This is a genomic window from Nonomuraea coxensis DSM 45129, assembly GCF_019397265.1.
Taxonomy (GTDB): Bacteria; Actinomycetota; Actinomycetes; order Streptosporangiales; family Streptosporangiaceae; genus Nonomuraea; species Nonomuraea coxensis.
Genome location: NZ_CP068985.1, coordinates 2,340,260 through 2,366,502 on the forward strand (window position 1 = coordinate 2,340,260; position 26,243 = coordinate 2,366,502).

Annotated in this window: 22 protein-coding genes, 1 tRNA gene and 1 pseudogene; 11 read left to right on the plus strand and 13 right to left on the minus strand. The window is 72.8% G+C overall.

Features of this window, described 5'->3' with window-relative positions; all coding sequences use genetic code 11:
• Positions 1-61: 61 nt before the first annotated feature.
• The 6 genes from Nocox_RS11240 to Nocox_RS11265 are packed head-to-tail and all read right to left on the minus strand — an operon-like array spanning position 62 to position 7,195.
• On the minus strand, positions 62-871 hold the full coding sequence (locus Nocox_RS11240) for a transporter substrate-binding domain-containing protein (RefSeq protein ID WP_020545467.1): 810 nt from the start codon (positions 869-871) through the stop codon (positions 62-64).
• Positions 868-2,265 (minus strand): hypothetical protein, encoded by a 1,398-nt coding sequence (locus Nocox_RS11245; protein ID WP_157383284.1) that lies wholly within the window; start codon positions 2,263-2,265, stop codon positions 868-870. The genes Nocox_RS11240 and Nocox_RS11245 overlap by 4 nt, the downstream gene beginning before the upstream one ends.
• The gene (locus Nocox_RS11250) at positions 2,262-2,906 is read right to left on the minus strand and encodes an FHA domain-containing protein (protein WP_020545469.1); all 645 of its coding nucleotides are present in this window, start codon (positions 2,904-2,906) and stop codon (positions 2,262-2,264) included. The genes Nocox_RS11245 and Nocox_RS11250 overlap by 4 nt, the downstream gene beginning before the upstream one ends.
• Entirely contained in the window at positions 2,906-4,195 is a 1,290-nt protein-coding gene (locus Nocox_RS11255) for a vWA domain-containing protein (RefSeq protein ID WP_020545470.1), read from the minus strand. The genes Nocox_RS11250 and Nocox_RS11255 overlap by 1 nt, the downstream gene beginning before the upstream one ends.
• The gene (locus tag Nocox_RS11260) at positions 4,188-5,057 is read right to left on the minus strand and encodes a PP2C family protein-serine/threonine phosphatase (protein WP_020545471.1); all 870 of its coding nucleotides are present in this window, start codon (positions 5,055-5,057) and stop codon (positions 4,188-4,190) included. The genes Nocox_RS11255 and Nocox_RS11260 overlap by 8 nt, the downstream gene beginning before the upstream one ends.
• Positions 5,054-7,195 carry a serine/threonine-protein kinase gene (locus tag Nocox_RS11265; RefSeq protein ID WP_063711678.1) on the minus strand — a complete coding sequence of 714 codons (2,142 nt, stop codon included), beginning with the start codon at positions 7,193-7,195 and terminating at the stop codon, positions 5,054-5,056. The genes Nocox_RS11260 and Nocox_RS11265 overlap by 4 nt, the downstream gene beginning before the upstream one ends.
• Positions 7,196-7,347: 152 nt before the next feature.
• Here Nocox_RS11265 and Nocox_RS11270 point away from each other — a divergent pair.
• Positions 7,348-8,547, plus strand: a pseudogene (locus tag Nocox_RS11270) (RNA-guided endonuclease InsQ/TnpB family protein); the annotation flags it as partial.
• A 34-nt stretch (positions 8,548-8,581) separates the two neighbouring features.
• Here Nocox_RS11270 and Nocox_RS11275 read toward each other — a convergent pair.
• Positions 8,582-9,751, minus strand: coding sequence for a hypothetical protein (locus tag Nocox_RS11275; RefSeq protein WP_020545296.1), 1,170 nt, complete (start codon positions 9,749-9,751; stop codon positions 8,582-8,584).
• A gap of 185 nt (positions 9,752-9,936) precedes the next feature.
• Here Nocox_RS11275 and Nocox_RS11280 point away from each other — a divergent pair, with 185 nt between their 5' ends.
• The 3 genes from Nocox_RS11280 to Nocox_RS11290 are packed head-to-tail and all read left to right on the plus strand — an operon-like array spanning position 9,937 to position 11,872.
• A complete protein-coding gene (locus tag Nocox_RS11280; RefSeq protein ID WP_020545297.1) occupies positions 9,937-10,095 on the plus strand; it encodes a hypothetical protein in 159 nt (52 codons plus the stop codon).
• A 32-nt stretch (positions 10,096-10,127) separates the two neighbouring features.
• Complete coding sequence (locus tag Nocox_RS11285) at positions 10,128-11,402, plus strand: amylo-alpha-1,6-glucosidase (RefSeq protein WP_033410203.1); 1,275 nt, start codon at positions 10,128-10,130, stop codon at positions 11,400-11,402.
• Positions 11,399-11,872, plus strand: coding sequence for a hypothetical protein (locus tag Nocox_RS11290; protein WP_020545299.1), 474 nt, complete (start codon positions 11,399-11,401; stop codon positions 11,870-11,872). The genes Nocox_RS11285 and Nocox_RS11290 overlap by 4 nt, the downstream gene beginning before the upstream one ends.
• A 25-nt stretch (positions 11,873-11,897) precedes the next feature.
• On the opposite strand, the gene Nocox_RS11295 is transcribed toward Nocox_RS11290, so the two are convergent.
• Positions 11,898-12,230 (minus strand): hypothetical protein, encoded by a 333-nt coding sequence (locus Nocox_RS11295; protein WP_051112674.1) that lies wholly within the window; start codon positions 12,228-12,230, stop codon positions 11,898-11,900.
• Positions 12,231-12,357: 127 nt separating this feature from the next.
• On the opposite strand from Nocox_RS11295, the gene Nocox_RS11300 reads away from it, so the two are divergent.
• The 4 genes from Nocox_RS11300 (at position 12,358) to Nocox_RS11315 (ending at position 16,305) form a co-directional block, all read left to right on the plus strand.
• Positions 12,358-12,429: transfer RNA gene (locus tag Nocox_RS11300), tRNA-Asn, on the plus strand.
• Between the two features lie 735 nt (positions 12,430-13,164).
• Complete coding sequence (locus Nocox_RS11305; RefSeq protein ID WP_157383264.1) at positions 13,165-13,944, plus strand: hypothetical protein; 780 nt, start codon at positions 13,165-13,167, stop codon at positions 13,942-13,944.
• Positions 13,945-14,346: 402 nt separating this feature from the next.
• Positions 14,347-15,483, plus strand: a complete 1,137-nt coding sequence (locus Nocox_RS11310; protein ID WP_020545302.1) for a nitric oxide synthase oxygenase — start codon at positions 14,347-14,349, stop codon at positions 15,481-15,483.
• Positions 15,484-15,531: 48 nt separating this feature from the next.
• Entirely contained in the window at positions 15,532-16,305 is a 774-nt protein-coding gene (locus Nocox_RS11315) for an enoyl-CoA hydratase-related protein (RefSeq protein WP_020545303.1), read from the plus strand.
• A gap of 7 nt (positions 16,306-16,312) precedes the next feature.
• On the opposite strand, the gene galK is transcribed toward Nocox_RS11315, so the two are convergent.
• Positions 16,313-17,425 carry a galactokinase gene (gene galK / locus Nocox_RS11320; RefSeq protein WP_020545304.1) on the minus strand — a complete coding sequence of 371 codons (1,113 nt, stop codon included), beginning with the start codon at positions 17,423-17,425 and terminating at the stop codon, positions 16,313-16,315.
• Positions 17,426-17,468: 43 nt separating this feature from the next.
• On the opposite strand from galK, the gene Nocox_RS11325 reads away from it, so the two are divergent.
• Positions 17,469-18,329, plus strand: a complete 861-nt coding sequence (locus Nocox_RS11325; RefSeq protein ID WP_020545305.1) for a 1-aminocyclopropane-1-carboxylate deaminase/D-cysteine desulfhydrase — start codon at positions 17,469-17,471, stop codon at positions 18,327-18,329.
• Here the strand turns inward: Nocox_RS11325 and Nocox_RS11330 are convergent.
• The 3 genes from Nocox_RS11330 to Nocox_RS11340 all read right to left on the minus strand — a co-directional run bounded on the left by Nocox_RS11330 (position 18,263) and on the right by Nocox_RS11340 (position 19,998).
• Positions 18,263-18,934, minus strand: a complete 672-nt coding sequence (locus tag Nocox_RS11330) for a DUF6766 family protein (protein ID WP_020545306.1) — start codon at positions 18,932-18,934, stop codon at positions 18,263-18,265. The two genes, Nocox_RS11325 and Nocox_RS11330, sit on opposite strands and share 67 nt — an antisense overlap.
• A gap of 79 nt (positions 18,935-19,013) precedes the next feature.
• Positions 19,014-19,400, minus strand: a complete 387-nt coding sequence (locus tag Nocox_RS11335; protein WP_020545307.1) for a hypothetical protein — start codon at positions 19,398-19,400, stop codon at positions 19,014-19,016.
• A 49-nt stretch (positions 19,401-19,449) separates the two neighbouring features.
• On the minus strand, positions 19,450-19,998 hold the full coding sequence (locus Nocox_RS11340) for a hypothetical protein (RefSeq protein WP_033410209.1): 549 nt from the start codon (positions 19,996-19,998) through the stop codon (positions 19,450-19,452).
• Between the two features lie 93 nt (positions 19,999-20,091).
• On the opposite strand from Nocox_RS11340, the gene Nocox_RS11345 reads away from it, so the two are divergent.
• Positions 20,092-20,811 carry a TetR/AcrR family transcriptional regulator gene (locus Nocox_RS11345; RefSeq protein WP_020545309.1) on the plus strand — a complete coding sequence of 240 codons (720 nt, stop codon included), beginning with the start codon at positions 20,092-20,094 and terminating at the stop codon, positions 20,809-20,811.
• A gap of 1 nt (position 20,812) precedes the next feature.
• The gene (locus tag Nocox_RS11350) at positions 20,813-23,296 is read left to right on the plus strand and encodes a PEP/pyruvate-binding domain-containing protein (RefSeq protein WP_020545310.1); all 2,484 of its coding nucleotides are present in this window, start codon (positions 20,813-20,815) and stop codon (positions 23,294-23,296) included.
• Between the two features lie 27 nt (positions 23,297-23,323).
• Here the strand turns inward: Nocox_RS11350 and mgtA are convergent, their stop codons facing one another.
• Positions 23,324-25,978 carry a magnesium-translocating P-type ATPase gene (gene mgtA / locus Nocox_RS11355; protein WP_051112677.1) on the minus strand — a complete coding sequence of 885 codons (2,655 nt, stop codon included), beginning with the start codon at positions 25,976-25,978 and terminating at the stop codon, positions 23,324-23,326.
• Positions 25,979-26,243: the final 265 nt, after the last annotated feature.

The following is a 26,243-nucleotide window of genomic DNA, read 5'->3' on the forward strand; positions in this document are numbered from 1 at the left end:
GCGGGCGAGCGGGCCGGGGCGACACGCCCCGGCCCGCTCGTGTCCGGCGCAGGGGAGGCCGTCACGAGCAGCCCTCGAACTGCGGCACCGCGATGGTGCCGAGGTGCAGCCCCGACGGGCCGAACCACTTGTGCAGCAGCTTCGACGCCGTCCCGTCCTGGTACATGTCGATGATCGCCCGGTTGACCTCCTCGCAGCCCGGCACGTCGCCCCTGCGCAGCCCGACGCCCGTGCGCTGCTCGTTGAACTGGGCGTTGGCCAGCCGCAGCCCCGAGCCGTCCCGCATGGCGAGCCCCGCCAGGATGACGTCGTTCGTGGTGACCGCGTCCACCTGGCCGCTCTTCAGCGCCCCCAGGCACTGCGCGTAGTCGTCGAACGGCACGAGCCGCGCCGCGACCTTGCGCTCCTCGGTGACCCGCTCGGCCGCGTTCGACCCCTTGACCTGGCAGATCCGCCGCCCCTTGAGGTCGCGCACGTTCTTGAACGTCTCGTCGGGCCGCATCAGGATGTCCTGGTAGGAGATGTGGTACGGCCCCGCGAACAGCACCTTGGCCTTGCGGTCCTGGTCGATCGTGTACGTCGCCACCACCATGTCCGCCCGCCCGTCGAGCAGCACCTTGTCCCGCTCGGCCGCCAGCGCCGGCATGAGCGTGACGCCTTTGCCCAGCTTGCGGGCGAGATAGCGGGCCACGTCCACGTCGAAGCCCTCGAACGTCCCGTCGGGCTTGCGGAACCCGACCGAGGGCAGGTCCGGCCGCACCGCGATGACGAGGTCGTCCTTGTCCACGATCGAGACCGCCTCGCCGCCCGCGCAGCCTCCGGCCGCCAGCGCGGCCACCAGGGCCGCCGTCACCGCCAGCACCCGCTTCACCGGTACTCCTTGAGTCGAGGCCACACCCCGGCGATCAGCAGCACGCCGATCCCGCCGATCGCGAAGGGCAGCAGCCGCCACAGGTTGTCGAGGGCGTTCTCGCCGCGGCCGACGGCCCGCTCGAAGGCGGCCTCGTGCTGGGCGGCCAGCGCCACCACCGCGCGGTCGTAGGCGTCGAAGGACTGAGCCGCCGTGGTGAGCCGCGCCGCCACCGCGCCGTTGACCCGTCCGGCCAGCGCCAGCTTCCGCAGGCCGGCGTCGGCGGCCTGGAAGCGGGCGAAGGCGGCGGCGACGTCCCGGCCGCGCGGGCCGACCAGCTCGGGCCCGAGCAGGCCGAGGACCTTCGTCTCGCCCTGGGTCACCTTGGCCTGGTAGGTCTCCAGGTTGCCGGCGGGGACGTAGAAGAGCGACTGCGACTTGTCCAGGAACGTGTGCTCGTAGGTGTCGGCCCGCTCCTTGTCCAGCAGGTAGCGGCTCTGGTCGCCCTGCATGCTGTTGCTGATCGCCCGCGTCCTCGCCAGCGTCAGCACCGAGTCGAACGACGACTTCTTGGCCTCGCGCAGCGCGTCCTCGTCCTGGCTCAGCACGTTCGTCCCGAACAGCAGCGCCACCGCGGTCGTGACCGTCGCCACCAGCAGCGCCGGGCCGAACACCCGGCGGAAACGCCGGGCCAGGAAGATCTGCAGCGCCAGCAGGCAGCCCAGCGCGAGCAGTCCGGCCACCACGACCGCGGCCCGCAGCAGCGGCAGCATGAACGCCTTGTCGTCGTAGGTGCGGCGCACGATGGTGCCGTTCTCCAGCGTCAGGTTGTACGCCTGCGGCAGCAGCACCATCCGCATGAGGTCGGTGGCCTGCCGGTAGGTCGCCACCACCTCGGCGGGCGGCGGGCCGGGCGCGTGCCCGGCGCGCTCGTCGAGCAGCAGTGCCTGCCCGGCCAGCCGCTCGTAGCGGCCGAGGCCGTCCAGCACCGACTGCACGGTCCGCCGCTCGGCCGGGTCGTCGCCGGAGAGCTGGAACGCCTTCAGCAGCGCCTGGTTGGCCTCGGAGCGGCGGCTCTCGTAGCGGGCGAGGGCGCCGGCGCGCCGGTCGGCGTACCCGTTGCCCATCAGCAGGGCGTTGGCGACCTGCGCGTCCATGTCGCTGAGCGCCAGGTAGAGACCGGCCGTGGCGACGACCTGCGGCCCGGCGTCGCGGCCGATGACCTGGAGCCCGTCGCGGGCGCTGGAGCTGCCCACCGCGAGCGCCGTGAACAGCAGCGCGATCGCGGCGACGGTGGCGCCGGTCAGCGTCCTGACGCGGCCTGGCACGCTGCGCCGCCTCGGCGGCGGCGCGGCGGGCGCGACCACGGGAGGGGCCGGGGGAGGGGCCGGTGGAGGAGGCTGTGTGATCGTCACGGCGTGCCCTCCCTGATCGTGATGACGGTCCACGCGCCCAGGTGGATGCGGTCGCCAGGACCGATCCGCACGGGCACGTTGACCGTGAGCGGCCTGCCGTTGACCTGGGTGCCGTTGGAGGAGCCCGGGTCCACGACCGTCCACGAGCCGTCCGGCTGGGCCAGCAGCACGGCGTGCAGGTGGGACACGCCCGGGTCTTCCGGCGGGCCGGTCAGGTCGATCTCGGGGGCGAGGTTCCTGGCCCGGCTGCGCCGCCCGATGCGCACCTGCTCGCCGTGCAGGGCGAAGGAGCGCTCGGGGCAGTACGGCGGGAAGGCCACGCGGTCGGCGTCCGGCCCGCCCTCGGCGATCACCTTCTCGTAGTAGACGCGGTCAGCGGCGGTGACCGCCTCCCAGCGGGCCCCGGTGACCGGGAGCGGGACGGCCGCCCCGTTCCCGCTGTAGTCGTGGCCGCACACCTCGCAGAACTGCCCGGCGCGCGGCGTCTGACAGACGGGGCAGCTCTCGGCGGGCGCGCCCCCGCCGGAGGGCGCGGCGGCGGGCTGGGGGGTGGAGGCGGCCGGAGCGGCGGCCATCTGGGCGCCGCACACGTCGCAGTAGTCGTCGGCGCCCGACGCGTGCCCCTGCGGGCAGGTCGCCATCACAGTCCTTCCTTGCGCAGCCGGCTGGTGCGCACCGAGCCGGTGTCGAGCTCGATCTCGTCGGCCTTGTCCACGTTCCTGCGCAGCCGGGCGGTGCCGCTGGCCGGGTCCACCTCGACCACCCTCTCCAGCAGGCGGGCGGTGTCCTCGCGGCCGGACTCGACCGCGATCTCGCGGGCCTTGGCCAGCCGCGCGGTCGCGGTGTCCACGTCGCCGGCGGCGCGGGCGCTCAGCCCGTCCTGGATGAGGTCGTGCAGCTCGGCCTGGCCGGTGTAGTGGGCGACCTTGCCGTTGATGCGGGTGGACTGGGCGAGGTCGTCGGTCCACTGGGCGAGCACGTTGCCGCTGGCCAGCACGTCGCCGGTGTCGGGCCGGACCAGTTTGACCCAGCCCGCCCTGATCTCCTGGCCGATCTGGCCGGGCGGCACCTCGACGCACACGTGGTACTCGCGCTCCTCCGCGCCCCACGACCCGGTCGGGTAGTCGCCGGTGAGCGGGTTGACGTCGGTCCGCTTGCCCGTGAGGTCCAGCAGCACGGGGGAGACCTGCTTGACGAACTTCAGCCGCGCCGTCTGCGGCACCCACACCCGCAGCGACAGCTCGGCCACCGTCTTGCTCATCGAGGTCTGCGTGAGCCGGCGGAAGTACTCCGGCAGGTCGCCCTGGTCGCGGACGAAGTCGAACGTGCCGAGCATCGCCTCGGCCACCTTGCGCAGCTCGGCCGGCACCCAGTCGGCGCCGACGCCGAGGCAGTCCACCACGAACTTGCCGCTCCAGGCGGCGAGGACGGAGGCGAAGACGTCAGGGCGCTCGTTGTTCTGGCCGTCGGTCATCAGCAGCGCGTGCCGGATCGCCGACGGGTGCGCGGTCAGCAGGTGGCCGGCCAGCTTCAGCCACTCGCCGATCGCGGTGCCGCCGTGCGCGAGCAGCTTGTCGATGACCCGGTGCGCCTCGGCCCTGGTCGCGGGGGTGGCCTTCACCAGGTGCGGGTTGCCGCGCGGGTAGACCATCGTGGCCCGCTCGGTGCCGGCGATCACCGCGAAGTACGCGCCGTCGCGCAGCGTCTGCACGGCGGTCACGGCCGCCTGCCGCGCCTCGCGGATCTTGCCGCCGCTCATCGAGCCGGACGTGTCCACGATGATCACCTCGGCGGCCTCCGCCGGGCAGGCCACCTGCGTGGTGATCCCGCCCGTGGCGCCGACCGACAGGATGGCGTGCACCTCGCGGCCGTCGAGGGGAAGATATTTGTTCTGGTCGATCGTCAGCGTGAACGTCGGCTGGTCACTCACGGGAGTCTCCTAGGGGGATCAGGGCGATCGTGATGTTGTCCTGGCCGCCGGAGTCCAGGGCGTGCCGGAGCAGCTCGCGGGCCAGTTCCCGCGGATCGCCGGGGACGGGGAGCGGGCGGCCGTCCAGATAGCGCCACAGGCCGTCGCTGCAGACCAGCAGCAGGCCGGGTCCCTGCGGCTCGAACAGGCGCACGTGCGGGCGGACGTCCTCGGCGTCCGCGCCGAGCCAGGCGGTGATCTCGCCGGTCTCGATCGCGTCGTCGGCGGTCAGCAGGACCCCGTCCTGGCCCGCCTCCGGCAGCCAGTACGCCCGCGTGTCGCCCGCCCAGGCGAGGCTGATCCGGCCGTCCCTGACCACGGCGGCGACGTACGTGCAGGCGGGCGCGTCGTGCACGGACGTCGCGAGCTTCGTGACCGCCCGCCCGGCCAGCTCGAACGCCTCCTCGTGCGACAGTCCCCTGATCAGCGCCGCGCTCGCCGCCTCGACGGCCACCGCGGACGCCTCGTCGGCCCTGGGGGAGCTGCCGACGCCGTCGCAGACCACGGTCACCGTGGACCGGCCGGCGGCGAGCAGCGCGAGCGCGTCCTCGTTCCTGCCGCGCCGCAGGCCCCGGTCCGTGACCGCCGCCGCGCCGCCCTCCAGGACGATCTCGGCGTGGTCGCGGCCGGTGGGCTGGCGCAGCCCGCACCGCTCGCAGTAGCCCTCGGCGTCCACGGCGGCCGCCCCGCAGGACGCGCACGTCGGCGAGCCCAGGGTGTGGCCGCACTTCTCGCAGTAGGCGTAGCCCTCGTACACGGGGGTGCCGCAGACGGGGCAGGCCCCCTCCCCGGCGTCCGCCGCGCGGACGTCCGGGGCCGTCACAGCCAGGTCCGGGGGCGCACGGCGTTGGCCTGGTCGATGAGGGCGTGCCGCTCCTGGCGGCTGGGCGCGGCCACGGCCAGCCGCCGGTAGATCGACTCCAGCCGCCTGCGCAGCCCGGACTCGGTGAACGCGGCCTCCGCCAGCCGCAGGCCCGGCGGCGGCGCGTTGGACGCCAGCCAGGCCAGGCCGCCGTGCAGCAGCTCGGCGGTGAGCAGGTCGCGGCGGCGCCCGTCGAGGTCGGTGAGGCGCGTCAGCCGGTCGGCCGCGGTGACCAGCTCGCCAGGGACGATCGCGGCCGGGTCAGGCCGGCGCGCCGCCGAGACGGCCAGCGCCACCTGCGCCGCGACCCGGTAGCTCGACGTGGCCGGCACCTCGTCCAGCGCGCTCAGCCGGCCCGTCCTCGCCAGGCCGAACGCGGCGCTCACGTAGGCGTGGTCGGTGCGCCAGACGGTGTCGTACCAGGGGGCGGCGTGCCTGCCCGCGCACTCCAGCGCGAACGCGAGCGCCAGCTTGGGCGCCGGCTCGCCCGGCAGCAGCGACAGGCACGTGTCGAACGCCGACGCGGCCGTGTCGGGCTTCCCCGTCGCCAGGGCCAGCACGCCGCGGAACCAGGTGACCCGCCAGTCGCCGGGCAGCTCGGCCGCGAGCTGGTCGAGCACCACCGGCGCCTCGGCGGCGCCCTCCTCGGCGAGCAGCCTGGCCCGCATCAGCTTGGTCTCGGGCGTGCGCGGCATCGCGGCGAGCTGGTCGACGAGCTCCCTGCCGTCGAGGCCGAGCAGCCCGGCCAGCGCGCCGGCCGCCGGGTCCGCCGGGTCCGCCAGCGGCACCGGCAGCTCGGCGGCGACGGCCACCGGGTCGAGCGGCGCCAGCACCGCCCCGCCGCCCTCCGCCAGCGCCGTGCCCACCGCACCCCGCTCCGGCCCGAACAGCGTCGAGGGATGCGGGTACGGCACCCCGTCCTCCTGCGCGCACACCTCGCGCAGCACCCCGACGAGCTGCTCCTCCATCTCCCAGGCGCTCTGGAACCGGTCGGCCGGGTCGTCGGCGGTGGCCCGGCGCAGCAGCCGGGTGAACGACGGGTGCCCGCAGTCCTGCGGCAGCGGCGCGGCCTTGCCGTTCTGCACCGGGCTGAACCCGGGGACCGCCAGCACGGCGAGGGTCCGCGCCACCGTGTAGAGGTCGGAGGCCACCGACGCGGCGTGCGTCTCCAGCTCGGGGGCGTGGTAGCCGGCCGTGGCCCACGAGGTGCCCGGCGGGGAGCCGATGGGCTGCACCGCGCCGAGGTCGATGAGCTTGAGCTGGCGGCCGACCCGGATCACGTTCGCCGGCTTGAGGTCGCAGTAGACCATGCCGTTCTCGTGCAGGTAGCCGAAGGCGTGCAGGATCTCCCTGCCGTACATGAGGACCTCGCGCAGCGGCAGCGGGCCCTGGCGGCGCAGCTCGTGCAGCGACTGGCCGCCGACGTACTCCATGACGATGTAGCCGAGCCCGGCCGAGCGCTGGAAGTTGAAGATCTTGACGATGTTGGGGTGGTCGACCGTGGTGAGGAAGCGCCGCTCGGCCTCGGCGGCGGCCAGCGCCTCGGCGTCGTTGGTGTTGAGCAGGCCCTTGAGCACCACCCAGCGGCCGTCCAGGTTCTCGTCGGAGGCCAGGTAGATCCAGCCGAGGCCGCCGTGCGCCAGGCAGCCCAGCACCCGGTACTGGCCCGCCACCAGGTCGTCCTTGCCCAGCTTCGGCGCGAACGAGTACGGCGTGCGGCAGTGCGGGCAGAACCCGTCGGTCAGTCCGGGACGCCCGCTCCTGGAGCGGCCGACGGGCTTGCCGCAGTCGGGGTTGGCGCAGTGGCGCTTCTCCTCCGGCACCTCCGGGTCGGCCATGACGGCGGCGGCCGGATCGCGGTACGGCACCGACGGCAGGTCGGCCAGCGTGGCCAGCACCCCCGCCCGCGACCGCCCGCTGCTGGCCGGCCCCGACACGGAGCGGCTCACCGGGTTGGTGACGGGGGAGGAGGGCTGGGTGGGCGGCGAGAGGGAGACCGAGGAAGGGGCGGGGGGCGCGGCGCTCGCCGCGTTGCCGCACAGGTCGCAGTAGCCCTCTTCGATGGTCCCGGTGCAGCCGGGCTGCACGCAGCGGGTCATCAGATACCTCCGAGGAAACCCCCGCCTTCAGGCGGGGGAGGAATCGGACTCCTGCGAAGCCGGGCAGGAGCAGGCGATACGCCGCCAGGCGGACCGCCGTTGTCTTCTGGGATCGGCCGGTGCGCGGGTGATCTCGCACCTAGGATCGAGGAATGGCGCAGCTGGTGAAGCGGGCCTACAAGTACCGCTTCCATCCGACCCCCGAACAGGCCGAAGAGCTTGTCCGGACGTTCGGCTGCGTGCGCCTGGTCTACAACAAGGCATTGGAAGAGCGGACCCGCGCCTACAAGCTGGAAGGCCGCGGCGTCTCCTACACCGAGTCGTCCGCGACGCTGACCGCGTGGAAGAAGACACCCGAGCTGGCGTTCTTGAACGAGGTGTCGTCGGTGCCGTTGCAGCAGACGCTGCGGCATCTGCAGGCGGCGTTCGCGAACTTCTTCGCCAAACGGGCCAAGCACCCGACGTTCAAGAGCAAGAAGAGGTCGCGGGCGTCGGCCGAGTACACCCGCTCGGCGTTCCGCTGGCGCGACGGCCGGCTCACCCTGGCCAAGATGGACACGCCGCTGAACATCGTGTGGTCGCGTCCGCTGCCCGAGGGGGCCGAGCCGTCCACGGTCACCGTGTCCATGGACTCGGCCGGGCGGTGGTTCGTGTCCCTGCTGGTGCAGGAGACGATCGTGCCCTTGTCGCCGGTCGAGCGGTCGACCGGCGTGGACGCCGGTCTCACGGCCCTGCTCACGTTGTCGTGCGGCGAGCAGATCGCCAACCCGCGTCACGAGCGTCGCGAACGGCGCAGACTGGCCAAAGCACAGCGGGCCCTGGCCCGCAAACAGAAAGGATCGAACAACCGGGCCAAGGCCCGGCTGCGCGTGGCGAAGATTTATGCCCGGATCGCCGATCGCAGGCGCGACTACCTGCACAAGGTCACCACCCGGCTGGTACGCGAGAATCAAGTGATCGCCGTGGAGGACCTGGCCGTCCGCAACCTGGCCCAGAACCATGCGCTCGCCCGCGCCATCTCCGATGCCGGTTGGCGGGAGCTGCGGCGCATGCTGGAGTACAAGACGGACTGGTACGGTCGCACCCTGGTCGTGGTGGACCGGTTCTTTCCCTCCTCCAAGTTGTGCTCGGTCTGCGGGGCCCTGCGGGAGGAGATGCCGTTGAGCGTCCGCGAGTGGACCTGTGCCTGCGGTGCGATCCATGATCGGGAGGTGAACGCGGCGCGGAACATGCTGCTCGCCGCCGGGCCGGCGGAGAGCTGAAACGCCTGTGGAGCTGGTGTAAGACCTCAAACGGGAGTCCTCCTCTCGGGCGGGCGATCGGCGATGAAGCAGGAAGACCGACCGGCGACGGTCGGAATCCCTCTCGTTTACGAGGGGGAGGATGTCAAGCCTCACCTCCGTGGATGGCGCGCTGGTAGGTCTCGACGGCCGCCGCCGCGGCGGTCAGGTCACAGGGGGCGCTCCAGAGCAGGGCGCGGGCCCGTTCGAACAGCTCGCCGGTGGCCGGGTCCTCCGCCAGGCCCTTGCGCACCGCCATCACCTGGCAGGCGCCGAGCCGGCCGCGCAGCTCGTCGCGCCGGCCGACCAGGCCGTACAGCGCCTTGGCGGTGGCCTGGGCCTGCTGGGCCGCGCCGCGGGCGTCGTCCTCCAGCCCGGCCAGCCGCTTGGCGCGCAGCACCCACGGGTCGGCCGAGACGTCGAGCGCGTCCAGCGCGCCGGCCAGGGCGTCCACGCGGCTGCGCGGCTGCGCCTGGGGAGGCAGCGCGATCTTGACGACGACCGCGCCGTGGGCCAGCCTCGCCTCGCTCTCGGCGGCCCTCACCCGGTCGAGCGCCGCCACCAGGTTCTCGCGGCGGCGGGCGTACTCCTGCTTGACCGTGACGGCCAGCTCCAGCTCGGCGACGGTGGTGGCGAGCAGCCGGGAGACCCGGTCGAGGCTGGGCTCGACGGGGGCGCCCAGCGGGTCCTCGACCGTGTCGGCGCGCAGCCGCCCGAGCTCGGCGTCCGTCTGGTCCAGCCCCGGCGCGTCCTCGCCGAGCTCCGCCTCCAGCGCGCGGACGCGGCGCAGGGCGGCGTCGGCGGCGTCGAGGCGGGGCAGCAGGTCGTTCCAGCGGGCGTCGATGTCGGTGAGGGCCGAGGTGACCTCGCGGAAGGCGGCGTCCATGCGGGTCACGGCCTGGTCGAGGGTCAGCCGTTCGTCCGCCTGCGGCAGCAGGGAGCGCTGCTCGACCGGCTTGGCCGCGGCCCGCAGCACCACCGACGGCCCGGCGAGCAGCCCGGTGAGCTGTTCGAGCTGGTCGGAGCCGAGCCGGCCGCGGGAGTCCTTGATCTGCTCCGCGTCGCGCAGCACGGCGCGGTAGGCGTCGTTCAGCCCCCAGAGCCTGGCCAGCGCCTCCTGGACGCCCGTCCAGCGGCGGGCGGTCGCCCCCCGTAAGGACGCGCCCTTGAGCAACTGGTAGGTGGTGTGGGATTCGAGGTCGAGCAGGTCGCCGGAGATTCGGTCGCGTTCGTCGGCGCGGGCGCGCAGCGCGTGCTCGACGCCTTCCCTGCTCATAGGTGGTCCCAGGCTCATCACGCTCCCCGGCGAAACAGCCCTGTTGCCCCGTTTATACCGGCACAACGGGTTGTCTGACCGCTTTAGTTCCTTTTGCTGGTAAGGGTCGGGGGGACCCCTGACTTGTCCCTGATTCAACCCTGTCTCGCCTGCAAACGGCTTAACGATCTCTTAGCGTTACGTACATGGGACGCATACTTCTGATCATCGCGGCGGTCGTGGCCGCGCTCGTACTGCTCGGCCCCCTCCTGGGGTTCGCGCTCACGCTCCTCAAGTGGGGGCTCATCATCGGGGCCGTCGCCTTCGGCGTCCTCGTGCTGTCGAAGTGGGCCAAGAGGACATAGCTTCTGGGCGCATCCGCAGTCATAGTTGGGTGATGGAGGCGCGGCCCGCGGTCGACGATGCCGCGCTCGGGCGCGAGGCCATGGCCGTGCTCGACGCGAACTGGACGGGCTCCGGCACCGTGCCCGCCCCAGGGCTCTATCCCCACCAGTGGAGCTGGGACTCCGCGTTCGTCGTCATCGGTCTGGCCCGGCGCCGGCCGGACCGGGCCCGCGACGAGCTGCTGAGCCTGCTGCGCGGGCAGTGGGCGACCGGCATGGTGCCGCACATCGTCTTCCACACCCGCGAGGCGTACTTCCCCGGGCCGTCGCTCTGGCGCTCCCAGGACAACGAGGCCGCCCCGTCCGTCCTCACCTCCGGGCTCACCGCGCCGCCGCTGCACGGGCTCGCCCTGTGGTGGCTCTACCGGCACACCGGCGACAGCGACTTCGTCAGGGCGGCATACCCGGCGCTGGTGGCCCAGCACGACTACCTCGCCTCGGCCCGCGACCTCGGCGGCGCCGGGCTCGCCGCCATCGTCCACCCCTGGGAGTCGGGCATGGACGACAGCCCCGCCTGGGACCAGCCGCTGCACAACCTGCCCGCCATCCACTACGGCTACCGCGGCGTCGAGCTGGCCGAACGCCACCCCGACAGCGACCACGACCGCTACGTCTGGCTCGCCATGCGCTACCGGGACGCCGGCTACAGCGCCGGCTACCTGCGCGACGAGCACCCCTTCGCGGTCGAGGACCCCATGTTCAACGGCATCTGGCTGGCCTCCTGCCAGGCCCTGGCCGAGCTCGCCCCGCTCGCGCACGCCGACCCCGCACCCCACCTCGAACAGGCCGGACGCATCAGGCGCGCCCTGCTCGACCGGCTCTGGGACGGCGGCTTCTACGCCCGCGACCTGCGGGCCGGACGGCTCATCCCGGTGGCCACCGTGGGCGGGTTCGGACCGCTGCTCGACCCCGAACTGCCCGCCGAGCAGGTGCGCGGAGCCGTCGAGCTGCTGGAGTCGGCCAGGTTCATGGGCGCGACCGGCTACCCCGTGCCGAGCTGCGAGATCCGCGCCGGCCAGTTCGACCGCACCCGCTACTGGCGCGGCCCCTCCTGGGTCAACACCAACTGGCTGCTGCGCAGGGCCGCGGCCGTGCACTCGCTCGACCACCTCGCCCAGCAGCTCACCAACGGCACCCTCCGGCTCGTCCGGCAGGCCGGCTTCCGCGAGTGCTTCGACCCCTTCGACGGCAGCGGGCGCGGCTGCCGCGACTTCTCCTGGAGCGCGGCGCTCACCCTCGACCTGCTCGCCGATACCGTAGAGGCATGAACATCTTCCGCCGGCTGCCCGCTGACGTGCGCAAATCCCTCGACCTGCGGCAGGGGGAGCGGGTCCTCACGTTCACCGTCTCCGGCGCGGGTCACGTGATCGCCACGAACCTCGCGCTGCTGCTGCCGGACGGGACGCGGGTGCCGTACGAGGAGATCGACAAGGCCTATTGGGACGAGCAGGGGCTCATCGTCCTCACGATGGCCGGCGTGCGGCACGCCGAGCCGATCTCCGAGCCGCGCATGCTGCCCGAGACCATCAGAGAGCGCGTCAACGCCACCATCGTGGTCAACAAGCATGTGAACCTCCCCGGCCGGGGCGGCGTACGGCTCGTCGCCAGGCGGCCGCCGGGCGGCGAGGTGCTCGGCTGGACCCTCGTCTTCGACGACGGCCTCGACCCCGAGGACCCCGGCCTGCGCGCGCAGGCCGAGCAGGCCCTTGAGGGTGTGCGGCGCAGCATGGGTGTGTGATCCTCCGCACACCCATGCCCGCCTTCTAGTAGGTGATCCCGCTCTCCCGGGATCTGCGCTCCCCGCCGGTCGCCGTGACGTCCTCCTCCTCGGGCCATCCGGTGGCGCCGTTGTGCTTGTGCTCGTCACCGCCCAGGAAGGGGATCTTCTGCTGCAGCGTGTCGCCCACCTTGGTCCTCGCCGCGCCGGCGTACCTGGACGCCTGGGCGCCGACGACGCCCGCGACCTCCTGGACCCGCGGGTTGTCGGCGACACGCTGCGCCGCGCGCTTGATCTGCTCGTAGCGCTCGCGCCCCGCCCGGCTGCCGAGTACGTAGCCGATGGCCAGTCCCATCGTGAATGTCATCCGATATCGCATATCGCACCTCCGCTGACACCGGGCCTACCCCCGTAACGATGCGACACGCACTCCAGGAGTGCGCTAATCTATTCATGCGCACGACGGAGGGGCCCCAAAACCCCGCCGAGCAGCGCAAACAGATCGATCCCGCGTAGCTCAACGGCAGAGCAGCCGGCTGTTAACCGGCAGGTTATAGGTTCGAGTCCTATCGCGGGAGCATCTTCAGAGGCTTCGGCCTCACAGGTCAGGCCCCCTCCTCGGATCGAGGACAGGGGGCCTGAGTCGTTTCCGGGAGCCAACAGGGGAGCCACTACCCGGATCGGTCACCGTTCCCGAAGACCGCGTCCATGGCTTCGGCACCGTGGACGGTGAACCGGCCTGATCTGGTGCCGGTAGACGGTCCGCGTCGTAGTGGGGGTGGAGTGCCCGACCAGACCGGCGGGAGTTCCTCGACCCCGAGGGCCGGCAGGGCGAGCGCCGGCCGACCCGGTCGGCGCGGAGAACCGAGGACGGCCGGCGGTTCGCCTTCCAGGTCCACGGCTTCCCGGAGGAGCGTGCGCGCCGGACCTCTCGCTCTCACATGCCTTGAGGAGTGCTGTCTCCCACAGAGCCGAGACGTTGCGGCCGGTGAAGGTTGTGCACGGGGACGATCCCCTGTTCGGCCGGAAGGTCCTTGAGCCGATGGCCGCCGCCGCGGGCCCGCTGCACGTACACGGACGCCCCCCGGCTTGCGTGAGTACTGAAACGTGCTCCCCCACGAATGTCTCCAGCGGACAAGGCGAAGGGGGCAGGCCGACGTCACCTTTGACCTTTCCATGAATCCATAGAAACGGCGAGGTCGTGATCACGGCGAGACCTTCTGCTGCCAAGATCGCCGTCTTGGCCCGTGTCGGCGGAAGTGCCGGGCCCATCGTGAGGAGAACATCACCTTATGAGGCGATGGACGACGGTCGTGGTCCTGACCTTCGCGGGCTCAACCCTCTATGCCGTGCCTGCTTCCGGCGCCGCCACGGCAGGTGATCCGGTCGCGGCGATCCAGCGTCAGCTGGTCGACGGGCGCGGCGTGCGGATCACCCAATACCGCACGTTCAACTCGGGTCCGGCCTCCGGCTGGGAACGCTTCAAACCAGTCAAGGGTGTCGTCGGATTCGGTGATGGCAAAGTGGTGGCGACCGACCTGTGGGATTACCAGGTGGGGGAGGCGGGCGTTCGCGATATCTGCATCGGCGATCGCGCGTGGGAATACGACCCGAAACATAAGAGCCTGCCGAGCGGCAAGAAGTGGGTCACCTTCAAGTGGCCGTGCCAGCTCCGCCTGGAGACGGGATACCTGCGTTTGGACAGGCCGGCTGTGCTCGCAGCCGTGCTGGCGACCACAACGACTACCAAGGCTTCGGGCACCTACGACGGCTCCCCCACGACCCTCCACGAGGGGTCGATCACCTTCCGGCAATTGTGGAATGTCAGGCCGGACCTGCGCGGGGGCAGTCTGAAGGATGAGCACGGCGAGTGGAGAATCGACTGGCGGCTGTGGACAGGCAAAGACGGCCTTGTGCGGCGTGCCTGGTCCAGGTGGCGGGAACCCGCGGGAGACGAGTGGAAGGGCGTGACCGACGGCCAAGAGTGGTTCGGCTACATCGAGGATGTCCGCTACTCCGACTGGGGGATGAAGCTCACCGTCGAGCCCCCACCCGCCGCTCAGGTCATCGCCAACGACAAGGTGAGACGTTGAGTGTCTGATCGTGCCCTGCGGGTTCGTCGGTGGGCGGCAGACCGAGTGACAGAGTTCCCGCTGGAACCGGGGGGAGCCGGGGAGCTGACGCGCGAGGTCGTGGGCGAGCGTCGGCGTTCCGGGCGTGCCGTCCACCTCGCCGGCGTTTGAGGGGACTTCTCCGGCGCCAGGTGACGGGTGGCCCTCTGTCCGTTCCCGGCAGGGCCGGGGATGGATTGCGCGGGCATTTCGCAGTTCTCGGGACAAGGGCGGATTTGGCGGAGAGGATGGGGAGACCGGTCCTCTGGGGCCGGAGCCGCGGGAAGTGCGAGGGGGCGAGGAGAGGGCGCCGCCGCCAGGACGTGCCGCCGTGACCCGGAATCCGGCGGGGCGATCCGATGACCGAGAAGTGCTGATTGCCGCGTGCGTACCTGGATCAGGTCCTTCAGTCCCTTCGACGCCTCCCGCGCCCACGCCTGGCTGGGGCGCACCGCCGACCCGCGTGAGGCGGAACGTTTCATCAGGCTCCACCACGCCGAGAACCCCGGGGCGGGCGGCCCGGAGGCGCGCCTGCGCGACGTGGCGCGGGAGATCGCCCGTACGGGCACCTACACCCACACCGCCGACGAGCTGGTGTTCGGCGCCCGCGTGGCGTGGCGCAACAGCAGCCGCTGCATCGGCCGCCTCTACTGGCGCTCCCTCCGCGTACGCGACCGCAGGGACGTCTCGTCCGCCGAGGGGGTGGCCCTCGAATGCGTCGCCCACCTGCGGGAGGCCACGGGCGGCGGCCGGATCAGGCCCACGGTGACGGTCCTCGCGCCCGACGGCCCGGCCCGTCCGGGGCCGCGGATCGTCAACGACCAGCTCATCCGCTACGCCGCCTACCGGTCCCGCGACGGTCGTGTCACCGGCGACCCGCGCAACCTCTCGCTCACCGACCTGGCCAGGAGTCTCGGCTGGCGGGGGAGCGCCGGCGGCAGGTTCGACGTGCTGCCGGTGATCGTCCAGCCGGGGCTCGGCGATCCGCTGCTCTGCCATCTTCCGGGGGACGCCGTGCTGGAGGTGCCTCTGGCGCATCCCGACTACGGATGGTTCGCCGAGCTGGGGCTGCGCTGGCACGCCGTGCCCGCGATCTCGGACATGTGCCTGGAGATCGGCGGCGTCTGTTATCCGTGCGCGCCGTTCAACGGCTGGTACATGGGCACCGAGATCGGCGCGCGCAACCTCGCCGACCACGACCGCTACGACCTGCTCGGGACCGTCGCGGCCCGGCTCGGCCTGGACACCTCGACCGAACGCTCGCTCTGGCGCGACCACGCGCTGGTGGAGCTGAACGTGGCGGTGCTGCACTCGTTCGAGCGGGCGGGGGTGACGATGACCGACCACCACACCGAGTCCCGGCGTTTCCTCACCCATCTGGAGAAGGAGGAGAAGGCCGGGCGGGTGTGCCCGGCCGACTGGTCGTGGATCGTGCCGCCGATGTCGGGCAGCGCCACGCCCGTCTTCCACCGCTACTACGACACCAGCGTCCTCACGCCGTCCTTCGTCCACCACCGCTAGCCGCGCGGCACTTGCCGCCACGGGATAGAACATGGTTCTGTTGGCTTCATGTCGGAACTCGTGCTCTCAGCCGTCGACCAGGGCGTGCTCACCCTCACCTTCAACCGTCCGGAGACGCTCAACGCCTGGACGGACGCCATGGGCCGGCGCTACTTCGACCTGCTGGAGGAGGCCGAGCGGGATCCCGCCGTGCGGGCCGTGGTGGTCACCGGGGCGGGCAAGGGCTTCTGCTCCGGGGCGGACTTCAAGACCCTCAGCGCCATCCAGACCGGCGCGTACGACGAGAAGCCGGACCCGCGGCCCAACACCTTCCCCACGAGCATCGCCAAGCCGGTCATCGCCGCCGTCAACGGGGCCTGCGCCGGGCTCGGCATGGTGCACGCGCTCGTGTGCGACCTGGTCTTCACCGCCGAGGACGCCAAGTGGACGACCGCGTTCCCGCGCCGTGGCCTGGTCGCCGAGTACGGCCTGTCGTGGGTGCTGCCGCGGATCATGGGCCAGCAGCGGGCGATGGACGTGCTGTTGTCGGGGCGGGTGTTCACCGGGCGGGAGGCGTACGAGCTGGGGCTGGTCAACCGGGCGGTGCCGGGGGACGGCGTGGTCGCCGCGGCCCAGGAGTACGCGCGCGACCTCGCCGCCCACAGCTCGCCCGCGTCGATGTCGGTGATCAAGCGCCAGGTGTGGCGGGACTGGGACGTCTCGCTGGAGGAGTCGGCGAAGACGGCGACGAAGGAGATGCTCGCCTCCTTCGGCCGGCCGGACTTCGCCGAGGGCGTGGCGAGCTTCCTCGAACGCCGTCCCCCCAACTTCCCGTCCCTCTGAACGCGGGTCAGGCCAGGCGGTGGGCGCCGCGTGCCGGGGTGGCCGGCAGGAAGCGCGGCGCCTGGAAGCCGCGCTCGGCGTAGGCGGCCGAGACGGAGTCCTGGACGGACTGGAGCCGGTCGTCGGCGACCAGCGCGATGGCGGAGCCGCCGAAGCCGCCGCCGGTCATCCTGGCGCCCCGCGCGCCGCCCCTGAGCGCGGCCTCCACGGCGAGGTCAAGCTCGGGGGAGGACACCTCGTACTGGTCGCGCAGCGACAGGTGGGAGGCGTTGAGCAGGGCGCCGATCTCGGTGACGGCGCCCGCCCGCAGCAGGCCGATCAGCGCCTCGACGCGGTGGTTCTCGGTGACGACGTGCATGGTGCGCTTGCGTTCGGCCCCGGACAGCCGCTCCAGGGCGCCGGCCAGGTCGGTGACGTCGCGCAGCGCGGGCACGCCGAGCCTGCGGGCGGCCGACTCGCACTCGGCGCGCCGCTTGGCGTACTCGCCGCCGGCGTGCTCGTGGTGCACCTGGGTGTCGATGATGAGGATGCTCAGCCCGTGCGCGGCGAGGTCGAGCGGGATCGTGCGGGAGGCGAGCGAGCGGCAGTCGAGGAACAGGGCGCGCCCCTCCTCGCACAGCGCCGACGCGGCCTGGTCCATGATCCCGCAGGGCATGCCGACGAAGTCGTTCTCGGCCTTCTGTCCGAGCAGGGCGAGCTCCATGGGCGTCATGCCGAGCTGGTGCAGGTCGTTGAGCGCGGCGGCGACGGAGACCTCCAGGGCGGCACTGGAGCTGAGCCCGGCGCCCTGCGGGACGTCGCCGTCGATCGCGATGTCGGCGCCCGCCACGCGGTCGCCGAGCATCGCGAGGACGCCGACGACGTAGCGGGTCCAGCCCTTGGCCGCCTCGTGGGCGGCGAGCGTGACCGGCTCGCCGGGCGACTGGAGGGAGAGGAGGCGGACGGTCCGGTCGGCGCGCGGGGTGACGGCGGCGGTCACGCCCCAGGGCACCGCGAACGGCAGCACGAAGCCGTCGTTGTAGTCGGTGTGCTCGCCGATCAGGTTGACCCGGCCCGGCGCGCGCCAGACGACCTCGGGGTCCGCACCGAAAGCGGCGCGGAAAGCTTCAACAACGCGCATAATCCAACACTCCTCAACAAGGGCCCGACCGTAGACTAGCGCCATGGAGGAGCTCCTGGATCCAGGGCTCGGGCGGGTCCGGGTGTTCCTGATGCGCGACGACAACAAACCGCGCAAGCTGCGATACAACCTGGGCCACCGCAGGATCCTCGCCTTCGGCGGCGCCTGGTCCAACCTGATCGCGGCGGTGGCCGAGGCCGGGCGCCGGCACGGCATCGAGACGATCGGGGTCATCAGGGGCGAGGAGCACCTGCCGCTCAACCCGGTGCTCGCCCGCGCCCGGGAGTGCGGCATGACCCTCACCTACCTCGACCGGGCCGCCTACCGGCGCAAGCACACCGAGGAGGTCCAGGCGGCGCTGCGCGCCCGGTTCGGCGAGGACGTCGCCATCCTGCCCGAGGGCGGCAGCAACGCGGCGGCCGTGCGCGGCTGCGCCGAGCTGCCGGCCGAGATCGGCGTCCCGTACGACGTCGTGTGCTGCCCCGTCGGCACCGGCGGCACGCTGGCCGGCATCGCGGCCGGGCTGCCCGAGGGCAAGCGGGCGCTCGGGTTCGCCGTGCTGAAAGGCGCCGGGTTCCTGGAGGGGGAGGTGGCCAGGCTGCAGCGGGAGGCGTACGGGCGGACGTGGTCCAACTGGTCGATCGACCTCGACCACCACTTCGGCGGCTACGCGCGCACCACCCCCGAGCTGACGGAGTTCGCCGCCCGGCACGGCGTCGAGCGCGTCTACGTCGCCAAGATGCTCCTCGGCGTCGTCGACCTGGCCCGGCGGGGCGTCTTCGCGCCGGGCACCCGCGTCGTCGCCGTGGTCACCAGCCCGCCGGACGACCCCGGCGCTCAGCCCTCGACGCCGGTCGCGGCGTGCGCCGCGCCGACCGGCTTCGACTCGGGCGAGCCGCGCTGACGCAGGTAGATCGACAGCACCACCATCGACAGCACCGCCAGCAGTTCCGACTGCCAGTTCTGCAGGCTGCGGTTCCAGAACTCGGGCGAGGTGACGTACGAGCCCCAGGACACCGGGTCGCGCAGGTCCGCCAGGCGCTGGGTGTTGTAGGCGGCCTGCCCGGCGACGGACTGGGCGCCCCACGACAGCAGGAAGATCAGGCCCATCACCAGGCCGAGGGAGTTGCTGAACACCCACAGCCGCAGCCCCCGCGCCCGCGCCCAGCGCGGCGAGTCGGGCGCGGCGTGCGCGCCGACCCGCTGCTCCTCGTCGGACTCGGCGCCGGCGTCCCCGACGGCCTTCGACTCGGTCGAGCCCCTCTGCACCAGCCAGATGGTCAGCGCGGTGTAGAGGAAGAACTGCAGGTACTCGGACTGCCAGTTCTCGGCCACGTCGACCGCGAAGGTGGAGGTGGTCACGTACTCCCAGACGGAGAGAGGCTGGTCGCCCATGGCGCGCTGCCGGTCGTTGAGGTCGAGCGTCCCGGCGACCGCCTGGCCGGCGAGGGCCAGCAGGAACATCACCAGGAAGGCCAGGGACAGGCCGTTCTCCTTGATCCACTTCACAGTCTGGACCACCCCAAGGCGAAGAACCACGCCAGCCCGACCACGATCAGGAGCGTGGTGATCGTGAACATCACCCGCATCAGTCCTCCACCTCGCACGCGTACGGCAGGTCGCGCACGGGCTCGCAGCCCGCGGCCCTGACCCGCCAGCCGGCGTCGAAGCGGTGCAGGAAGAGCGTGTCGCCGGCCAGCCGCACCTGGGCGTTGTCGCCCCACACGCGCACGTCGGTGACCGCGCCGCCGGGCCCGAGCCCGAGCTCGCGCAGCGCGTCGGCGCAGGTCTGGCCGGGGTCGGGGAGCTTGCCGGCGGTCTTGGGGGCGAGCAGCGCGCACGCCGCGTCGTCCCGGTCCGCGGCGAGCGCGGCGTGGAAGCTCTCGGCCGCCCGGGCCGGGCCCGCGGGGTCGGGGGCGCAGCCCGTCAGCGCGAGCGCCACTCCCAGGGCCGGCGCGACGAGCGAGATCCTCATGGCTCGCTGCTACCCGCCGATCATCCGAACATGCTGTCCTGGCGGCCCATCAGCGTCCGAGCTGGTCGAGCACGGGGCCGACCAGCGCGTCGAGCTCGCGGGCGAGCACCGTGACCGCGCGGCGGGCCCGTTCCTCGACCTCGTCGTGCGGGCCCTCGGGCTCCGGTGGCAGGTCGCCGAGCGGCAGCGGCGCCTCCACCAGCAGGGAGGCGCGCAGGAACGGGACGCGGGCGAGGTCCTGCTGGGACGGCTCGACGTACTGGCCGAAGGTCTCCTGCCAGCCGAGCCAGCCGCGGTCGCGCCACCAGGCGCGCGAGCGGGTCAGCTCCTCCGGCAGCGGGGAGACGAGGCGTACGCGGGCGTAGAGCGTTCCGTCCCAGGTGTTGCGGTGGCAGGTCGCCTCCAGCACGCGGCGGTCCCACCGCACGTAGCCGGGGGTGAGCGAGGGCGGTGTGGCGAGCTCCCACGCGGTGCACGCGAACCTGACGGGGGCGATGTCCCCCCACTCGAACTCGTCCAGGTTCTTGCGCACGTGGACGGCGTAGCGCCCGTCGCGGTCCCTGTCGAAGTCCTGGTCGATCCAGAACGCCTTGGCCATGCACCCCACGCTACGGCCAGGACCCGGGAACGGCCTTGCTCTTGATTGAATGACCAGATAGTCTCATCCAGTCAAACAAATGGGGGGAAACGGATGGCCAAGGCCGGACGACCGCCGCAGGACCCGGCGCGCCAGCTCGAACGCGCGCACCGCATCCTCGACGCCGCCGCCGAGCTGATCCTGCGCTGGGGCTACGACAAGACCACGATCGACGACGTGGCCCGCCGCGCCGGCGTCGCCAAGGGCACGATCTACCTGCACTGGAGGACGCGCGACCAGCTCTTCGCCGCGCTGCTGCGCCGCGAGCGGGTCCACCTGTTCGCCGGCGTCAGGGCGGGCGCCCCGGCGACGCTGCCCGAGCTGTTCGGCGGCATCGTCCGCGAGTCGCTGAGCCGCCCGCTGCTGCGCGCGATCCTGCTCGGCGACGACGAGGTGCTGGGCAAGCTCACGCGCATGAAGCGGACCAGCGGCACCGGCCTGGAGCTGGGCGCGCCCCTCGACGCCTACATCGCCCGGCTGATCGAGCTCGGCGCGGTGCGGGCGGAGCCGGGCGACCACCTGACGGTGGTCAGCTCCATCACGTACGGCTTCGTCGCCCTGCCGGACCTGCTGCCCGAGAGCGCGAGGCTGCCCGGCGAGCGGATCGCCGAGCTGGTGACCGACACCGTGGAGCGGGCCCTGTGCACCGGCCGCCCCCTGGCGGAGGCGGAGCGGCGGGCCGTGGCCGAGGCGACCGCGGACATCCTGGACGCCATGGAGGAGGTCGCCCGCCGCCGGCTGGCGGCCTCGCTCGGGAACGAGGAGCGTGAGTGACATGAAACTGGTGCTGCCTCTCGACGACCCGGAGGCCGACCTGGCCCTGGCGGGCGGGAAGGGGGCGTCGCTGGCCCGGCTCGCGCGGGCCGGGCTGCCGGTGCCGGGCGGGTTCCACGTGACGACCGCGGCGTACCGCGCGTTCGTGGCGGGCTTCCGCGACGAGATCAACCCGCGCGACCCGGAGGGCGCCGCCGCGCTGTTCGCCCGGCACGAGATCCCCGAGCAGGTCGCCGCCGCGATCCGGGAGGCGTACGCGGCGCTCGGCGACGACGTCGCCGTGGCGGTGCGCTCCTCGGCCACCGCCGAGGACCTGCCCGACCTGTCCTTCGCCGGCCAGCAGGACACCTTTCTCAACGTCCGCGGCGACGGCCTCCTGCCGGCGGTCCTGCGCTGCTGGGCCTCGCTGTGGAACGCCCGCGCGATCGCCTACCGCGACCGCAACGGCGTCCCGCACGACGACGTGGCGCTCGCCGTGGTGGTGCAGGAGCTCGTGGACGCCGACGCGGCCGGGATCATGTTCACCGCCGACCCGGTGACCGGCGCGCTGGACGAGACCGTGATCAACGCCTCCTGGGGGCTCGGCGAGGCCGTCGTCGGCGGCCAGGTCACCCCGGACACGCTCGTGCTGCGCGGCGGCGCGGTCGTCCGCGAGCAGGTCGGCGACAAGACCGTCATGACCGTGCGCACGCCGGACGGCACCGAGGACCGGCCGGTCCCCGCCGAGCTGCGCCACGCCCCGGTGCTGACGGCCGCACAGGCTGCGGAGCTGGCCGCGCTCGGGGCGCGCGTCCAGGACCTGTACGGCGGCCCCATGGACGTCGAGTGGGCCCGCCGCGCCGACGGCACCCTGGCCGTCCTCCAGGCCCGCCCGATCACCGGCCTCAGAACGCGCCCCGAGGAGTGGAACGACAGCCTCAAGGGCGAGTACCTGTGGACCGCGGGCAACCTCGGCGAGGCCATCCCCGACGTGATGACGCCGATCACCTGGTCGTACGTGCGGCTGTTCATCCACGAGGCGATGTCCGCCTCGGCGCTGCCCGGCCTCGACATGGTCGGCAACATCGGCGGCCGGTTCTACATGAACCTCAGCATCGTGCACACGATCGCGGCCGCGATGGGCATGAGCAAGCGGGCGTCCGCGGTGGAGAACGTCTTCGGCAAGCTGCCGCCGGGCCTGGAGGTGCCCAAGGTGGGCCTGTCCCGCTGGGCGATCATCAAGCAGGTGCTGCCGATGGCGCTGCGGGTCCAGCGGCGGGTCCGGAAGAACCTCGCGGCCATGCCCGCCTTCCTGGCCGCCTCCCGGGGGCGCTGCGAGGAACTGCGCGCCCGCATCGCCGCCACGCGCACCGCCCCCGAGCTGGCCGGCCTGTGGGAACGCGAGATCCGCCCGCACGTGGTCACCGCCTGCCAGATGCTGGAGGCGGCCGGCCGCCAGGGCGGCTCCACCCTCGTCTGGACCCGCGACAAGCTGCACAAAATGGTCGGCGAGAGCGACGCGGAGGCCATGCTGTCGGGCGTCAACGCGGGCGGCGAACTGGCCAGCCTGGGCCTGCTCCTCGGCCTGTCCCGGCTGGCGCGCGGCGAGATCACCCGCGAGGAGTTCGCCGCCGCCTACGGGCACCGCGGCCCGCACGAGTTCGAGGTGTCGAAGCCGCGGCCCGGTGAGGACCCCGGCTGGATCGACGCCCAGCTCGCCGGGCTGCGCGACCTGCGCACCGACACCGAGGAGCTGCTCGCCCGGCAGGAACGGGCCAGGGAGGAGGCATGGGCGCGCTTCGCCGCCCGCTACCCGGGCCAGGAGGCCAGGATGCGCGCGCGGGTGCGCCGCTGGGGCGCGGTCGTCCGCGACCGGGAGGAGGCGCGGTCGGAGAACATGCGCGCCTTCTGGGTGCTGCGGGCGTTCACGCTGCGCGCGGGGGAGCTGACCGGGCGCGGCGACGACGTCTTCTTCCTGTACCTGGAGGAGCTGCTCGGCCTGCTGCGCGGCGACGCCGCCGCCCTGGAGCGGGTGCCGGCGCGGCGGGCCGCCTACGAACGGTACGCGGCGCTGCCGCCGTACCCGGTGCTGATCGTCGGGCACTTCGACCCGGTGCGCTGGGCCGCCGACCCCGACCGGCGGGCCGACGTGTACGACGCCCGCGGCGGCCTCGCCCCCGCCGGCGACGCCGTGACCGGCTTCCCCGGCGCGCCCGGCGTCGTGGAAGGCATCGCCCGGGTGCTCGCGGGGCCGGAGGACGGCGACCGGCTGAAGCCCGGCGAGATCCTGGTGACGACGCTCACCAACGTGGGGTGGACGCCGATGTTCCCGCGCGCCGCCGCCGTCGTCACCGACCTCGGCGCGCCGCTGTCGCACGCCTCCATCGTGGCCCGCGAGCTCGGCATCCCCGCCGTGGTCGGCACCGGCAACGCCACCATGCGCCTGCGCGACGGCGACCGCGTCCGGGTGGACGGCGAACGCGGCACCGTCGAGCTCCTCGGCTGAGCGCGCGTCCTGCGGCGGGTGTGAGCGTCACCTGCGCCGTCCCTCGGGCGGGAGGGCGGCGGCGGTGGTGAACCGGTGGGCCCTGCGGTGCGTGCGATGGGCCGGCGTACGCTCCCGGGCGGCGGGCGCCACGGGCACGCCCCGGTAGAACCAGCGCTTGCCGCACTCGATGAGCACGAGATAGGCGGCCACCATCAGTCCGAGGACGACGAAGAACGGCCCGGGCAGCGGCTGGAATCCCAGGGCGGCGGCGAAGGGGGTGGCGGGGATGAGCGCGCCGACGGTGACGACGCCCAGGGCGGCCAGCAGCAGCGGGACGCTGGGCCGGCTGCGGAAGAAGGGCACCCGCCTGGTGCGGATGGCGAAGACCACCAGGACCTGGGTGGCGAGGGACTCGACGAACCAGCCGGTGCGGAACAGTGGCGGGCCGGCCTGGAAGAGCCCCAGCATGACCGCGAAGGTGGCGAAGTCGAACAGCGAGCTGATCGGGCCGAAGAACAGCATGAACCGCCGGATCAGCCCCACGTCCCAGCGGGAGGGGCGCCGAAGCTGCTCGGGGTCCACGGTGTCGGTCGGGATGGCGAGCTGGCTGGAGTCGTAGAGCAGGTTGTTGAGCAGGATCTGGGAGGGCAGCATCGGCAGGAAGGGCAGGAACGCCGAGGCCGCGGCGGCGGAGAACATGTTGCCGAAGTTGCTGGAGGTGCCCATCAGCACGTACTTCATGGTGTTGCCGAAGATCTGGCGGCCCTGGAGGACGCCGTCGGCGAGGATGTCGAGGTTCTTCTCCAGCAGCAGCACGTCGGCGGCGTCCTTGGCGACGTCGGTGGCCGCCTCGACGGAGATGCCCACGTCGGCGGCGTGCAGCGCGAGCACGTCGTTGACGCCGTCGCCGAGGAAGGCCACGTCCAGGCCGCCGCGCCGCTGGACGCGCACGATGCGCGCCTTGTGCTCGGGGGTGACGCGGGCGAAGACGGTGCTCTGCTCGATGAGCGCGGCCAGCCGGTCGTCGTCGGCCGCCTCGACGTCCTGGCCGGTCAGCACCCGCCCGCCCGGCAGGCCGAGGTCGGCGCACAGCTTGGCGGCGACCGTGGGGTTGTCGCCGGTGAGGACCTTGACGGTGACGCCGAGGCCGGTGAGGCGTTCCAGCGCGTGCGGCGCGCCGGCCTTGGGCGGGTCGAGGAAGACGAGGAGGCCGCGGAAGGTGAGGTCGCGCTCGTCGGCCGGGCCGAGCGTCGTGCGCCGGGCGTCGGCGGGGTCGCGCAGGTCGCGGGTGGCCACCGCGACCACCCGGTTGCCCGCGGCGAACTCGGCTTCGAGCATCGCCCTGGCCTCGTCGCCGATGGGGGAGCTGCGCTCCAGCACGGCCTCGGGAGCGCCCTTGGTGATGATCACGCGGCGGCCGTCGTCGTCCTCGACCAGCACGGACGCCGTACGCCGCTCGTGGTCGAAGGGCACGGCGGCGAGCCGCCGGTAGCGGGCCGGCGCCGACCGCAGGACGCCGGCGGCGGGGGCCTCCCACAGGGCGACGTCCAGGGGGTTCCCGCCCGCGACGTGGGCCGGCCCGCCCTCCTGCCCCTCGGCGGGGCGTTCGACGACGGCCTCGTTGCACAGCAGGCCGAGTTCGAGCACGTCGTCGGCGGGCCGCCCGTCCGGGCCGAGCGAGCGCATGAAGCTGATCCGCCCCTCGGTGAGGGTCCCGGTCTTGTCGGTGAACAGCACCTCGATGTCACCCAGGTCCTCGATGCAGACCAGGCGTTTGACCAGCACGCGGTGCTGGGCGAGGCGCCGGGTGCCGGCCGCCAGGCTGGTGGAGACGACGGCGGGCAGCAGCTGGGGGGAGATGCCGACGGCGATCGCCAGGGAGAACAGCAGCGCGTCCAGGACCGGGCGGTCCAGGACGAGATTGATGACGAAGATCGCGACGGTGAGCGCGGCGGCGACCCGCACCAGCAGCATGGAGAACCTGCGCAGCCCGACCTGGAACTCGGTCTCCGGATGGCGCTCGCCGAGCTGGAGCGCGATCCGCCCGAACTCGGTCCGCGCCGCCGTCGCCACCACGACGCCGGTCCCGGACCCGGCGTGCACCACGCTGCCCATCAGGGCGCACCCGCACAGTTCGGCGGGCGCGGCGCCCGCGCCCACGGCCTCAACGGTCTTGGCGACGGGCATCGACTCGCCGGTCAGCACCGACTCGTCGCACTCCAGCTCCGTCACGGACACCAGCCGCAGGTCCGCCGGCACGACGTCGCCCAGCCGCAGCTCGACGACGTCGCCAGGGACCAGGGTGGTCACGTCGACGAGGCGGGGGTGACCGTCGCGCCGGGCCAGGCAGCGGTGCCGGATCTGGGAGTGCAGGGCCTCGGCGGCCTTCTCCGCGCGGTATTCGTTGAGGAACCCCAGCCCGACCGACGCCGCCAGGATGATCCCGATGATCAGGGCGTCCGACCGCTCCCCGAGGAAGAACGACGCGGCCGCGGTGACGGCGAGCAGGACCAGCAGGGGCGAGCGCAACTGGCGGGCCAGCACGGCGAGGCGGCGGGCCCGGTGGGTGCGCAGCGCGTTGGGCCCCGTCGTCGCCAGGCGGCGCGCGGCCTCGGCCTCGCTCAGCCCGCCGGCCCCGCTGCCCAGCCGGGCCAGCACCTCGCCGACCGGCAGTGCCGCCGCGGTCCCGACATCGAGCATGGTCACGTCACCGCCTGAGAGGGCCGCCGCCGGACCGGGCGGGCCGGCGTGGTCGTCCCTCACCGTCACCTCCAGTCTGGTCCCGCCGGAGGAGCTTTCCCAGAGCCCGCGGGGACGAGACCCGCGCGGGAGGAAACTCTTGGCCGTCTCTCCCCCGGGAGCGCCTGACCCTGAAGCGGGTGTCCGATATGAGGGAAGCGGGCATGCACAAACCGTGAAGCCACCCTTTTGACGCGTTCCGCGCCCTCGCCGAACGGCGCGGACG